Source organism: Paraburkholderia sp. (genome assembly GCF_047605525.1).
Classification (GTDB): Bacteria; Pseudomonadota; Gammaproteobacteria; order Burkholderiales; family Burkholderiaceae; genus Paraburkholderia.
This window is the reverse complement of the sequence record NZ_JASGFN010000022.1, coordinates 24,754-37,989: the sequence shown is the minus strand read 5'-3', so window position 1 is coordinate 37,989 and position 13,236 is coordinate 24,754. Positions and strand designations below refer to the sequence as shown.

The following is a 13,236-nucleotide window of genomic DNA, read 5'->3' as shown; positions in this document are numbered from 1 at the left end:
CATTTTGGCGCCATGCAGGTGTTGGTCCTATCGATCTAGCATAAGCGCAGATTGAATCCCTCCCTCCCACCCAGCATCCTCTCTGGCCCGTTTCAATGTGGATCGTCAACGTAGCGCTTAAGCGGCCATACACGTTCATCGTGATGGCGATTCTGATCGTGCTGGCGACGCCATTCGTGCTGTTCACCACGCCTGTTGACGTGCTGCCGGAAATCAACATTCCGGTCGTCAGTATCATCTGGACGTATACGGGCTTGTCGGCCCAGGACATGGCCGACCGCATGACGTCGGTCAACGAGCGCAGTCTGACCACCACGGTCAACGACATCGAGCACATCGAATCGCAATCGCTGCCGGGCATCGCGATCCTGAAGGTGTTTCTGCAGCCGAACGCGAATATCCAGACCGCGATCGCGCAGACCGTGGCCGTCGAACAGGCGCAGTTGAAGCAGATGCCGCCGGGCGCCACGGCGCCGCTAGTCATCAGCTATTCGGCCTCCAGTATTCCGGTGATCCAGCTCGGCCTGTCGAGTCCGAAGCTCTCGGAACAGGATCTCAACGACGTCGCGCTGAACTTCCTGCGTCCGCAACTCGTGACGATTCCCGGCGCCGCCGTGCCCTATCCATACGGCGGCAAATCGCGCCTGATTTCGGTCGACCTCGACACGCGCGCGCTGCTTGCGAAAGGCCTGACGCCCACCGACGTGGTCAACGCGTTCAACGCGCAGAACCTGATTCTGCCGACCGGCACGGCCAAGATCGGGCCGAAGGAATACACGGTCGACATGAACGGGTCGCCGGCCACGATCGAAGGGCTCAACGACATTCCGGTGCGCACGGTCAACGGCGCGACCACCTATCTGCGCGAAGTCGCGCACGTGCGCGACGGTTATTCGCCGCAAACCAATATCGTGCGGCAGAACGGCCATCGCGGCGTGCTGATGTCGGTGCTGAAGAACGGCAACGCGTCGACGCTGTCGATCGTCGATTCGCTGAAAGAGCTGTTGCCGGGTGCGCGCGCCTCGCTGCCGCCCGATCTGCAGATCACCGCGCTGTTCGATCAGTCGGTGTTCGTGAAGGCGGCCGTGCAGGGCGTGGTGCGCGAGGCGCTGGTCGCCGCCGCGCTGACCGCCGCGATGATCCTGCTGTTTCTCGGCAACTGGCGCAGCACCTGCATCATCGCGATTTCGATTCCGCTGTCGATTCTCTCGTCGCTGATCGTGCTGCACGCGCTCGGGCAGACCATCAACATCATGACGCTCGGCGGCCTGGCGCTCGCGGTCGGGATTCTGGTGGACGACGCGACGGTGACGATCGAGAACATCGAACGGCATCTGCATTTAGGCACCAATCTGCACGATGCGATTCTCGACGGCGCGGGCGAAATCGCGGTGCCTGCGCTCGTGTCGACGCTGTGTATCTGTATCGTGTTCGTGCCGATGTTCTTCCTGACCGGCGTCGCGCGCTATCTGTTCGTGCCGCTCGCCGAAGCGGTGGTGTTCGCGATGCTCGCGTCGTACGTGCTGTCGCGGACGCTCGTGCCGACGCTCGCGATGCTGCTGATGGGGCACGCGCACAAGCCGAAGGCGGGCACCAGGCCGAATCTGTTCATGCGGCTCTATCACCGCTTCGACGCCGGCTTCGAGCGCATGCGCGCGACCTACATCATGATCCTGAGCAGCCTGCTGGTGCGTCGCAAGCTGTTTTGCAGCGTGTTCCTCGGCTTCTGCGTGCTGTCGATGGGGCTCGCTTTCGCGCTCGGCGAAGACTTCTTCCCGAGCGTCGACGCGGGCGATATCCGTCTGCATATGCGCGCGCCGACCGGCACGCGCATCGAGGAAACCGCGCGGCTTGCCGACGAGGTCGAAAAGGTGATCCGCGAAGTCGTGCCGCCGCGGGAACTGGGCACGATTCTCGACAACCTCGGCCTGCCGTATAGCGGCATCAACCTGTCGTACAGCAACTCGGGCACGATGGGCACGCTCGACGGCGAGATCCAGATTGCGTTGAACGAAGGCCACGAGTCGTCGCAGCTCTATATGGACAAGCTGCGCAAGATCCTGCCGCAGCGCTTTCCGGGTACCGAATTCTTCTTCCAGCCGGCCGACATCGTCACGCAGATCCTCAACTTCGGCCTGCCCGCCGCGGTCGACGTGCAGATTTCCGGCGCGAACCAGCAGGGCAACTTCGACGTCGCGCGCAAGCTGCTGAAACAGGTGCGGCTGATTCCCGGCACGGTCGACACGCATATCCAGCAGAAGCTGGACGAACCGGTGATCGATCTGCACATGGACCGCACGCGCCTGCAGCAACTGAACCTGAGCGCGAACGACGTTGCGCAGAACGTGCTCGTTTCGCTGTCGGGCAGCTCGCAGACGTCGCCGGGATTCTGGATCAATAACCGCAACGGCGTCGAATACAAGGTGGCGGTGCAGACGCCGCAATACCAGGTGTCGTCGATCGACGAGCTGCTGCGCACGCCGGTGTCGGCGACGATGAACGGGCCGACGCAACTGCTCGGCAACCTCGTGCGCATCTCGCCGCAAGCGCAATTCGCGGAAGTCTCGCACTACAACATCCGGCCGGTGATCGATCTGTACGTGAGCGTCGAGAAGCGCGATCTCGGCAGCGTCGCGAATCAGGTCGACAAGCTGGTCGATCAGGTGCGCGCGTCGCTGCCGCGCGGCAGTACGATCACGGTGCGCGGCCAGGTGCAGACGATGCGCAGCTCGTTCTTCGGGCTAGGAATTGGCGTGGCGGTGGCGATCGTGCTCGTGTATCTGTTGATCGTCGTGAACTTCCAGTCGTGGGTCGATCCGCTGATCATCGTCAGCGCGCTGCCGGCGGCGCTCGCGGGCATCGTGTGGATGCTGTTCCTGACCGGTACGCATCTGAGCGTGCCGGCGCTGACCGGCGCGATCATGACGATGGGCGTCGCGACCGCGAACAGTATTCTGATGGTCGCGTTCGCGCGGCAGCGGCTGTCGGGCGGCGCGCCGCCGCTCACGGCCGCGCTCGAGGCGGGCGCAAGCCGGATCCGCCCGGTGCTGATGACCGCGTTCGCGATGATCATCGGCATGATTCCGATGGCGCTCGGTCTCGGCGAAGGCGCCGAGCAGAACGCGCCGCTCGGCCGCGCGGTGATCGGCGGCCTGCTGTTCGCGACGGTATCCACGCTGTTTTTCGTGCCGCTCGTGTTCGCGGGTATTCATTCGTGGCTGGCACACCGTAAGGGTGACGGCGACACGGACCCGACGGATCCTCATGGCGGTGGTGACGGCAACGGCGGCAACGGTGGCGAGGGCGGCGGTGCCGCGCCCGAGCACAGCAGTGCGGCCACGCCCGCGTAAAAGTTAAACGATGGTTGACTGAGATGACAGAAAAGACTCATGCATCGCTGGCGATCCCCGCGCGGGAAACCGAAGACGGGCACATGCTGCCGCCGCGCCATCGCGAATGGAAGCGCGCGAAGATCGCGGCCCTGATCGTTCTCGTGCTGCTTGCGATCGGCGCGTTGCGCACGGTGATCGCGAACGTGCTGCAAAGCCGCGAGGTCGAGGCGACGACGCAGCAGAACGCCACCCAGTACGTGAACACCGTGATGCCGAAGCAGACCGACAGCGGCGCCAGCACGCTGCTGCCGGGCACGTTGCGCGGCTACGTCGAGTCGCCGATCTACGCGCGTGCGACCGGCTATCTGCTGCACTGGTACGCCGATATCGGCGCGCACGTGAAGCAGGGCCAGTTGCTCGCCGAACTCGACACGCCCGAAATCGACCAGGAGCTCGCGCAGGCATTGGCGCAGCGTCAGCAGATCAGTTCGAGCCTCGGCCTCGCAAAAAGCTCGCTCGAACGCTGGCAGCAGTTGCGCCAGCGCGATGCGGTCTCGCAACAGGAACTCGACGAACGGCAAAGCACCTACACGCAGGACGTCGCGAATCTCGCCGCGGCGGACGCGAACGTCAAGCGCTTGCAGCAGCTCGAATCGTTCAAGCGGATCGTCGCGCCGTTTACCGGCGTGGTCACGCAGCGCAACGTCGACGTCGGCGACCTGATCGACGCGGGCAGCGGCACCAGCCGGGCGCTCTTCGCGCTCGCGCAGTCGGATCCGCTGCGCGTCTACGTGCAATTGCCGCAGGCGTATGCGCAGAACGTCGCGGTCGGGCAGAAGGTCGTGGTCACGCAGGCCGAGTTGCCGGGCCAGCAGTTCGACGGCACGATCACGCACATATCCGGCGCGATCGACGTGCCCACGCGTTCGTTGCAGATCGAGGTGACGCTGCCCAATCCGGACGACAAGTTGCGCCCCGGCGCTTACGTGCAGGTCGCGGTGCCCGCGGCCGCGCATGCGCGCCTGACTGTGCCGGGCAATGCGCTGCTGTTTCGCGCCGAAGGTCCGCGCCTCGCGGTCGTCGACGCGAAGGGCAACGTGAGCCTGCACAAGGTCGTGATCGCGCAGGACCTCGGTCAGACGCTCGAAATCGAAAGCGGCATCGAGCCGGGCGATCACATCATCATCAACCCGAGCGATTCGATCGCCGACGGCGATCACGTGCAGGTCGAGCCGCAGAAGAGCGGCAAGGGGGCGTCGTGAAGTTCGCGGCTCCCAACCGGGCCGGCGCGGCGCTGACGGCGCTCGCGGCACGCGCTTCGGGCACGGCGTTCACGACGATCACCGCCTGCGCGGGCGCGGTGCTGCTCGCCGCCTGCACGGTCGGTCCGGATTATCAACGGCCGCAAGCCGAGGTGCCGCCCGACTGGCACACCGATTCGTTCTGGCGCGTCGCCGCGCCGTCGCATGCGCCGATCGCGCCGGACTGGTGGACGGGCTTCGCCGACCCGATGCTAGCCGGGCTGGAAACGCAGGCGCTCGCGCAGAACCAGACGCTCGTCGCCGCGAGCGCGCACTACGAGCAGGCGAAGGCGACGCTCGCGAACGTCAGCGCGCAGCGCGTGCCGGAAGTCGATCTGGGCGCATCGGGCTCGCGCTTCCGGATTTCGCGTGACCGGCCGCTGACGAACTACGCGACGCCCACGCAATCGACGGTGCAGAACAACATCCAGCTCGGCCCGACGCTCACGTACGACACCGATCTGTTCGGCCGCATCCGCCGCGAGGTGGAAGGCGCGCAGGCATCGGCCGAGCAGTCCGCCGACGATCTCGCGAATGCGCGCCTCGTGCTGACGACCGATCTCGCGACCGACTATTTCTCGCTGCGCGAACTCGACGCCGAGATCGACGTGCTGAACCAGTCGGTCAAGCTGCAGCAGAAAGCGCTCGACTACGTGAACTCCGAGCACGACCTCGGCGCGGTGTCGGGCCTCGACGTGCTGCAGCAGAAATCGCAGCTCGACGCGACGCGCGTGCAGGCGCAACTGCTGGTGAATCAGCGCGCGCAGTTCGAGCATGCGATCGCCGCGCTGGTCGGCGTGCCGGCGCCGCAGTTCGCGATCGAACCGAAGGTGCTCGACATCAAGGCGCCCACGATTCCGCTCGGCGTGCCGAGCGACGTACTGCAACGCCGGCCCGACGTCGCGTCGGCGGAACGCGCGATGGCGGCGGCCAACGCGCAGATCGGCGTGGCCAAGGCCGCGTTCTTCCCGAGCTTGACGCTGACACCCGGCATCGGCTGGGAAAGCACCGAGTTCGCCAATCTGCTGAGCGCGCCGACGCTGATGTGGACGCTCGGCGCGACGGTCGGCCAGGTGCTGTTCGACGGCGGGCGCCGCGTGGCCAACGTCAAGTATGCGAGCGAAGGTTACAAGGCCACCGAGGCGACTTACCGGCAGACCGTGCTGACCGCGTTCCAGCAGGTGCAGGACGGCATCACGGGCCTGTCGGTGCTGGACGGCGCGGCGAAGCAGTCGCATGAGGCGGTGGAGGATGCGCAGCGGCTGCTGTCGCTCGCGAACGACCGCTATTCGGGCGGCCTCGTCGCGTATCTGAACGTGATCGACGCGCAGCAGTCGCTGCTCACGAGCGAACGCCAGGACGTGCAGATTCACGGTCAGCAACTGACGCTGTCGGTCGCGCTCGTGAAGGCGTTGGGCGGGGGTTGGGATAGCGGTGGGAATAGCGCGGGTGGCGACGGCGGCACCCAGGCCACGAACGTAGCGAACGTCGCCAACGTGCCGAAGAGTGCACAGCAGAAGGAGACGCCGGCTCCCGCACGCTGAGCCGCCGCGGCCCGGTCGCCACGCCGATGGGTTGGCGTCGGCGCGAGAAATCCGGGGCGTTTCGTATAATGCAGAGTCGTGCAACGGCGTTGCATGGGATCGGATCGGAGCTAATACGCTCACGCCGATCGACAGGGGATGGGCATGAAATTGCTGATTGTTGAAGACGAGCACAAGGTGGTGGACTACCTGCGCTCCGGTTTGACAGAGCAGGGCTGGGTCGTCGACGTCGCGCTCGACGGCGAGGAAGGCATGCATCTGGCCACCGAATTCGATTACGACGTGATCGTGCTCGACGTGATGCTGCCCAAGCGCGACGGCTTCAGCGTGCTGAAGGCATTGCGCATGCGCAAGTCGACGCCGGTCATCATGTTGACCGCGCGCGATCACGTGAACGACCGCGTGCGCGGCCTGCGCGAAGGCGCGGACGACTATCTGACCAAACCCTTTTCATTTCTCGAACTCGTCGAGCGGCTGCATGCGCTCGCGCGCCGCACGCGTTCGCAGGAATCCACGCTGATCTCGGTCGGTGATCTGTTCGTCGATCTGATCGGCCGGCGCGCGACACGCGACGGCGTGCGGCTCGACCTCACCGCGAAGGAATTCCAGTTGCTCAGCGTGCTCGCGCGCCGTCAGGGCGACATTCTCTCCAAGACCGCGATTACCGAACTCGTGTGGGACGTCAATTTCGACAGCCACACGAATGTCGTCGAAACCGCGATCAAGCGGTTGCGCGCGAAACTCGACGGCCCGTTCCCGTCGAAGCTGCTGCACACCGTGCGCGGCATGGGCTACGTGCTCGAAGTGCGCGAAGAGGCTGAGTCGTCATGAACCGCTCGATCGCCCGGCGTCTCGCGTCGATGTTCGCGCTCGTCGCGCTGTTCGTGTTCACGCTCATCGGCACCGGCCTCTTTCTCGTGCTGCGCACGCAACTCGAGCATCATCTGCGCGAATCGCTCGACGATCGCACGCAGATCGCGCGCATCATCGTCTATCACGCGGTCACGCCGGACAAATGGCGGATGGCCCGCGAAAAACTCACCGACATGACGCCGCACGACAGCAGTACCGTGTACGCGGTGTCGAGCGAGGACCCGAACTTCCACTTCGGCACGGCGGTGCAGGGCACGGTCGTGAAGAGCTGGTCCGGCGGCTACGCGCGTATCACGCCCGAGGGGGGCGGTCAGGACATGCTGACTTCCACGGTCACGCTGCCGGCCAACGGCGCGCGCCCGCCCGTGCAATTGCAGGTTGCCGCGAGCTATTCGCCGAACCTGCGCACGATGCGCGTGTTCGGCTCGGCGCTCGCGGCGCTGTCCGCGCTCGGCAGTCTCGCGGTGCTGCTGCTCAGCTATTCGGTCACGCGGCTCGGCCTCGCGCCGCTCACGCGCCTCACGCGCGACGCGTCGGCGGTGAGTCCGAACAATCGTTCGCAGCGCCTGAACACGGCGTCGCTGCCGCTCGAACTGAACGATCTCGCGAACTCGTTCAACGGCGCGCTCGAACGTCTGGACGGCGCATATGGCCGTCTCGAATCGTTCAACGCGGACGTCGCGCACGAATTGCGCACGCCGGTCACGATCCTGATCGGCCAGACCGAGGTGGCGCTCACGCGCAACCGCTCGGTCGACGATCTGCGCCATACGCTGCAATCGAACCTCGAGGAATTCGAGCGCATGCGCGCGATCATCAACGACATGCTGTTCCTCGCGCGCGCCGATCAGGGCGAACGCGCGACGGGGCTCGTCGAGGTGTCGCTGGCCGCGGAAGTCGCGCATACGCTGGAGTTTCTGGAGATTCCGCTCGAAGAGGCGCGCGTGCACGCGCAATTGCAGGGCGACGCGCTCGCGCGCGTGAACCGCTCGCTGTTCGGCCGCGCCTGCACGAACCTGCTGATGAACGCGATCCAGCACTGCGAGCCGGGGGCGTCGATCAGCGTGACGATCGCGCGCGACGGCGACCAGGTGCGCGTCGCGGTGGCGAATCCGGGCGCGCCGATCGTGCCGGACATTCTCGAACATCTGTTCGACCGCTTCTATCGCGCGGAAGTCTCGCGCACCAACAGCCGCGAAAACCACGGGCTCGGGCTCGCGATCGTGAAGGCGATTGCGGAGATGCATAGCGGCACCGTGTCCGCGCATAGCGCGAACGGCGTCAATACGTTTGCATTTTCGGTGGCGGCTTCGGCGATGGCGACGGTGAGCGAGATATCCGCGGCGGCGCGCGCGAACGCGGGTGTGGCTTCCGATACCGCCTATTCGTCGCTCGCAAAAGGCAAGTCGGCCTGAACCGGCAGGCGCGGCTTCAGCGCCTGCTCACTCGCCGGGGTCAACGTGCTGATGCGCACGCCCAGCAGCCGCAGCTTGCGGTTCAACTCCACCCGTCGCAAACATTCGGTCGCCGCGCGGCGGATTTCGGTCGCGTCGGCGGTCGGGTCGTCGAGCGTCAGATCGCGCGTGACGGTGCGGAAATCGTCGTAGCGCAGCTTGATGCCGATCGTGCGGCCCACGTAGCCCTTGCGCACCAGGTCCTCGGCGACGCGCACGCACAACCCCGTAAATGCGCTCGACAACGCCGGCCGGTCATGACGCGGATGCAGATCGCGCTCGAAGGTGGTCTCGCGGCTGATCGACTTCGGCTCCGATTCGACCATCACCGGCCGCTCGTCGTGACCCTGCGCGATCCGCATCAGCCACGCCGAATAGCTGCGCCCGAAGTTGTCCTGCAACAGCCCCGCATCCGCGGCGGCCAGCTCGCCGACCGTCGCGAGGCCGAGCGCGGTCAGCTTTTCCGCGGCCTTCGGGCCGATGCCGTTGACCTTGCGCACCGGCAGCGGCCACACGCGCAGCGGCACGTCGGCCGGCGTGAGGATCGTGAGGCCGTCGGGCTTGTCGAGCTCGGAGCCGATCTTCGCGAGCAGCTTGTTCGGGGCGACGCAGATCGAGCACGTGAGGCCGGTCGCCTCGTTGACGGCCTGCTTGATGCGCATTCCGATATCGCGCGATTCTCCGGCGAGGCCGGTCAGATCGATATAGATTTCGTCGATGCCGCGATCCTCGATGCGGTCCGTGAAGGTTCTGACCGCCGCCTTGAAAAGCCGCGAGTAGTGGCGGTACGACTCGAAGTCGGTCGGCAGCAGGACCGCGTCGGGCGCGAGCGCGGCGGCTTTCATCATGCCCATCGCCGAAAACACGCCGAGCGCGCGTGCTTCGTACGTGGACGTGGTTACGACGCCGCGGCCCGCGTAATCGCGCAGTTTCGCGAAACGGCGGCTGCCGTCCGCGAGCACTTCCGGCGCGCTGTTGCGGCCGCCGCCGATCACCACCGCGCGCCCGCGCAGCTCCGGATAACGCAGCAGCTCGACGGATGCGTAGAACGCGTCCATGTCGAGGTGCGCGATGCGGCGGAGCGGGGAGTTCATGGACGGTCGAGGCGGGCGATGGCGCGATGGCGGTGAACGATGGCTGTGCTGGCGGGCGTTGCGCCGGCGCCAATGCGTAATAGTACCTTGCGGCGGGTAGGGAGCCGGGTCCGGTGCGGGGTCGGGACGCGCCGTGGTCGTTCACCACGGGCTTTCGAGCGGTTGCGGCAACCTCGATTGCCGCAACCGTGTAATGCGTTTACTGCCTGATGCCTTCAGCCTGAATATGCAGCGTCGTCTTCATGTTGAAGCCGTACGCCTTGCCGAAGTCGATGCCGAAGTCGTCGCGATTGAACGTCGCGGTCGATTCCGTGCCGCACACTTCGCGCTTCAGCATCGGGTGCTGCATGCACTTGAACGACTCGATCTTCAGATTGACCGGCTTCGTAATGCCGTGCATCGTCAGCGTGCCGATCACCTCGACCGGCTTGTCGCCGTCGAAGCGGACCCGCGTGCCCTTGTAGGTCGCGCTCGGGTACTTCGCGGTGTCGAAGAACTTGTCGGTAACGAGTTCGGCGTCGAGCTTGTCGTTGCCGATATCGACCGAGTTCAGGTCGATCGTCACGTCGACGGTGCCGGTCTTCGCCGCGCGATCGAGCACGACGGTGCCGCTGCTTTTCCTGAACTTGCCGCGCCAGATCGACAGGCCGCCGAAGTGGTCGGTCTCGAAGCTCGGGGCCGTGTGGGTCGGATCGAGCATGTACGTGTCGGCGGCCATCGCGTTGAACGACAGCGCGGCGGCGAGTGCGCCGGCGGCGAGCAGGAAGGATTGCTTCATTTGAACTCCAGAGGTCGGAAGGTAGTGTGGTGTTTCAGGTGGCGCTTCGGCGTGCCGGGTTATTTCTTCGAAGCGACCAGATGAAATTTGATGACGACTTCGTCGGCGACGACCGACGTGTCTTTCCATTCGCCGGTGCCGACGTCGAACTGCGTGCGTTTGATCGGCAGCGAGCCGTCGAAGGTTTGCGTCGCGCCCTGGCTGGCGATCACGACCGGCACGACGACCGTTTGCGATTTGCCCTTGATCGTCAGCTTGCCGGTCACCTTGTACTGGTTGCCGCCGGCCGGCGCGATCGAGCTCGACACGAAAGTCGCGGCGGGCCACGTCGCGCTGTCGAACCATTCCTTGCCTTGCGCCTGCCTGTTGTAGTCGTCGGCGCCGAGGTCGTAGCTCGCGGTGTCGATCGATACGCTTGCGCTGCCCGCGGCGGGTCTGGCCGGATCGAAATTCAGTTGCGCGGAGAACTTCCTGAACTTGCCGTCGACCGGCACGTTCATCTGTTTCGTCGTCGCGATGACGCTGCTCCTGGCGAGGTCGACATCGGCGTGCGCGAGGTTGGCACCGAACAGTGCGAGGGCGGCAACAGAAGCGAATGCCGCGCGAAGGGTGGATTGATAGAAGGTGGTTTTCATGGTGGTACGCATCCTATCCGAGCCGCGCGGCCGGATTGCACACCGCGAGGAATTAGATTGCCAACCAGCCGTAGCCAATCGGCGGTTAAAGACTGTCGAAGCCGTTTATGCGGTGCCGGGCCGCGCGCCGGGGCGTTACTGACGGACCTTCAGAAACGGAACCATTCGCGCGAGCAAGCCGTCGCGATCGACGAATTGATGCTTGAGCGCCGCGAGTACGTGCATCGCGACGAGCGCGAGCAGCGCGTAGTTGAGCAGCACATGGACCGTGCGCAGCGTGGCCTTGAGCGCCTGATCGGGGCCGATGATCGTCGGCAGCGGCACGATGCCGAGATACACGACCTGAATGCCGGCCGCCGAGCTATAGAAGTAGCCGGACAGCGGAATCGCCAGCATCAGCAGGTACAGCACGCCGTGCACCGCATGCGCGGCGGCCTTCTGCCACACGGGCGTCGCGGCGTCGAGCGCGGGTGCGCGGTGCGTGGCGCGCCACAGCAGGCGGACCACCGCGAGCGCGAAGACCGTGACGCCGATCCATTTGTGCCACGAGAAGTACTTGAGCTTGGTGGGCGTGAAGCCGGGGATATCGGTCATGATCCAGCCGATATAGAAGCCGCAGATCATCAGTGCCGCGATCAGCCAGTGCAGCGCGATGGCCGCGCCGTTGTAGCGTGCGGGAGCGGAAGCTTGAGTTCGCATCGTGTTCTATCCGTTGCTCGCGAGGGCCGCGTGAGAATGCGGATAGTAGGGATGGCAATAGAAACTGAATAGGCGGGTGCGCGGGAACAGATTGTTGTCGCCGTGATGCTAATGGGTTTGAAAGGCGTTCGCGCCGGACCTGGCGCTGTGGTAATTTGTGGCCCGAACAACGATGTTGCGCGGGCTTGCGCAGCACCGGACCAACCCATTATCCAGGCTCACGCAGTGAATTCCGTTTTCCTTTCGTGGGGTATCGCCGCCGTCGCCACCGCCGGCGTCATCGCGCGGCCGTTCAAATGGCCGGAGGCCGTGTGGGCCGTGGCCGGCGCGGTGCTGCTCGTGTCGCTGGGCCTGTTGCCGGTAGATCTCGCGTTCGAGGCGATCGGCAAGGGCACCGACGTCTATCTGTTCCTGTTCGGCATGATGCTGCTCTCCGAAGTCGGCCGCCGCGAAGGGCTGTTCGACTGGGTCGCGGTGCTCGCAGTCAATCATGCGCGCAGCTCGCCGCGCAAGCTGTTCGTGCTCGTATATCTCGTCGGCGTCGTGATTACCGCGTTTCTCTCCAACGATGCGACCGCGGTCGTGCTCACGCCGGCCGTGTTCGCCGCCGCGAAAAAGGCGAAGACGCCGCCGCTGCCGCTGCTGTTCGTCTGCGCGTTCGTCGCCAACGCGGCGAGCTTCGTGCTGCCGATTTCGAATCCGGCCAACATCGTGTTGTACGGCAATCACACGCCGCCGCTCGGACCGTGGATGCTGCGCTTCACGCTGCCTTCGCTGCTGTCGATCGCCGCGACCTTCGTGATGCTGCGCTGGACGCAGCGCGATGCGCTCGCGGGCGTCTGTGAGGCGAATCTCGAAGCGGTGGAACTGTCGGCAAGCGGGCGCGTCGCGCTCGCGGGCATCGCCGTCACGGCCGGCGCGTTGCTGACGGTCTCCGCATACGACATCCAGCTCGGCATGCCGACCGCGATACTCGGCACGCTGACCGCACTCGTCGTGTTGATCAAGGAACGCAAATCGCCGCTGCCGATGATCCGCGAAATCTCGTGGAACGTACTGCCGCTCGTCGCCGCGCTGTTCGTGCTGGTCGAAATGCTCGATCACACGGGCGTCATCACGACGCTCGCGACTGAGTTGCGGCGTGCGACCGAGCGCAACGAAATGGCCGCGGCGGGTTGGGCCGGCGCGATCATCGCGTTCGGCAGCAACCTGATGAACAACCTGCCGGCCGGGCTGATCGCGAGTTCGACCGTGATGCAGGCGCATAGTCCCGAGCGCGTGATCGACGCGCTGTTGATCGGCGTCGATCTCGGGCCGAATCTGTCGATCACCGGGTCGCTCGCGACGATTCTTTGGCTCAACGCGATTCGCCGCGAGGGCGAAGACGTGAGCTTCATGAAGTTCCTGAGGGTCGGTGCGCTCGTGATGGTGCCCGCGCTGGTGCTTGCGTTTGGGGCGCGGATTCTGACTGGTTGAGTGGACGCCGTACGCTACACATTGCGAACGTCGGAATTACATTGCATGAC

At 65.2% G+C, this 13,236-nt stretch carries 10 protein-coding genes; 6 read left to right on the top strand and 4 right to left on the bottom strand.

The window, feature by feature from the left end; all coding sequences use genetic code 11:
- Positions 1-95 precede the first annotated feature (95 nt).
- The 5 genes from QM685_RS27185 (at position 96) to QM685_RS27165 (ending at position 8,465) form a co-directional block, all read left to right on the top strand.
- A complete protein-coding gene (locus tag QM685_RS27185) occupies positions 96-3,350 on the top strand; it encodes an efflux RND transporter permease subunit (protein ID WP_415121263.1) in 3,255 nt (1,084 codons plus the stop codon).
- 23 nt (positions 3,351-3,373) lie between these two features.
- The gene (locus tag QM685_RS27180; RefSeq protein WP_415121261.1) at positions 3,374-4,594 is read left to right on the top strand and encodes an efflux RND transporter periplasmic adaptor subunit; all 1,221 of its coding nucleotides are present in this window, start codon (positions 3,374-3,376) and stop codon (positions 4,592-4,594) included.
- Between the two features lie 77 nt (positions 4,595-4,671).
- Positions 4,672-6,177 carry an efflux transporter outer membrane subunit gene (locus tag QM685_RS27175; protein WP_415121416.1) on the top strand — a complete coding sequence of 502 codons (1,506 nt, stop codon included), beginning with the start codon at positions 4,672-4,674 and terminating at the stop codon, positions 6,175-6,177.
- Positions 6,178-6,321: 144 nt separating this feature from the next.
- On the top strand, positions 6,322-7,008 hold the full coding sequence (locus QM685_RS27170; RefSeq protein WP_042328199.1) for a heavy metal response regulator transcription factor: 687 nt from the start codon (positions 6,322-6,324) through the stop codon (positions 7,006-7,008).
- Positions 7,005-8,465, top strand: coding sequence for a heavy metal sensor histidine kinase (locus QM685_RS27165; protein ID WP_415121259.1), 1,461 nt, complete (start codon positions 7,005-7,007; stop codon positions 8,463-8,465). Before QM685_RS27170 ends, QM685_RS27165 begins: the two co-directional genes overlap by 4 nt.
- Here QM685_RS27165 and dinB read toward each other — a convergent pair.
- The 4 genes from dinB to QM685_RS27145 form a co-directional block, all read right to left on the bottom strand.
- Positions 8,432-9,598, bottom strand: coding sequence for a DNA polymerase IV (gene dinB / locus QM685_RS27160; RefSeq protein WP_415121257.1), 1,167 nt, complete (start codon positions 9,596-9,598; stop codon positions 8,432-8,434). The genes QM685_RS27165 and dinB overlap by 34 nt on opposite strands.
- Before the next feature lie 199 nt (positions 9,599-9,797).
- Positions 9,798-10,376 (bottom strand): YceI family protein, encoded by a 579-nt coding sequence (locus QM685_RS27155; protein ID WP_415121255.1) that lies wholly within the window; start codon positions 10,374-10,376, stop codon positions 9,798-9,800.
- Positions 10,377-10,435: 59 nt separating this feature from the next.
- Positions 10,436-11,011 (bottom strand): YceI family protein, encoded by a 576-nt coding sequence (locus QM685_RS27150; protein WP_415121253.1) that lies wholly within the window; start codon positions 11,009-11,011, stop codon positions 10,436-10,438.
- Positions 11,012-11,146: 135 nt separating this feature from the next.
- Positions 11,147-11,710 carry a cytochrome b gene (locus tag QM685_RS27145; RefSeq protein WP_415121251.1) on the bottom strand — a complete coding sequence of 188 codons (564 nt, stop codon included), beginning with the start codon at positions 11,708-11,710 and terminating at the stop codon, positions 11,147-11,149.
- Between the two features lie 225 nt (positions 11,711-11,935).
- Between QM685_RS27145 and QM685_RS27140 the strand changes: the two genes are divergently transcribed.
- Entirely contained in the window at positions 11,936-13,186 is a 1,251-nt protein-coding gene (locus tag QM685_RS27140) for an arsenic transporter (protein WP_415121249.1), read from the top strand.
- Positions 13,187-13,236: the final 50 nt, after the last annotated feature.

What these genes read in the sequence shown, in the direction of transcription:
- QM685_RS27185 (WP_415121263.1), top strand. Translation starts at nt 96, where the DNA reads ATGTGGATCGTCAACGTAGCGCTTAAGCGGCCATACACGTTCATCGTG.
- QM685_RS27170 (WP_042328199.1), top strand. Translation starts at nt 6,322, where the DNA reads ATGAAATTGCTGATTGTTGAAGACGAGCACAAGGTGGTGGACTACCTG.
- QM685_RS27165 (WP_415121259.1), top strand. Translation starts at nt 7,005, where the DNA reads ATGAACCGCTCGATCGCCCGGCGTCTCGCGTCGATGTTCGCGCTCGTC.
- QM685_RS27145 (WP_415121251.1), bottom strand. Translation starts at nt 11,710, where the DNA reads ATGCGAACTCAAGCTTCCGCTCCCGCACGCTACAACGGCGCGGCCATC.
- QM685_RS27155 (WP_415121255.1), bottom strand. Translation starts at nt 10,376, where the DNA reads ATGAAGCAATCCTTCCTGCTCGCCGCCGGCGCACTCGCCGCCGCGCTG.
- QM685_RS27150 (WP_415121253.1), bottom strand. Translation starts at nt 11,011, where the DNA reads ATGAAAACCACCTTCTATCAATCCACCCTTCGCGCGGCATTCGCTTCT.
- QM685_RS27180 (WP_415121261.1), top strand. Translation starts at nt 3,374, where the DNA reads ATGACAGAAAAGACTCATGCATCGCTGGCGATCCCCGCGCGGGAAACC.
- dinB (WP_415121257.1), bottom strand. Translation starts at nt 9,598, where the DNA reads ATGAACTCCCCGCTCCGCCGCATCGCGCACCTCGACATGGACGCGTTC.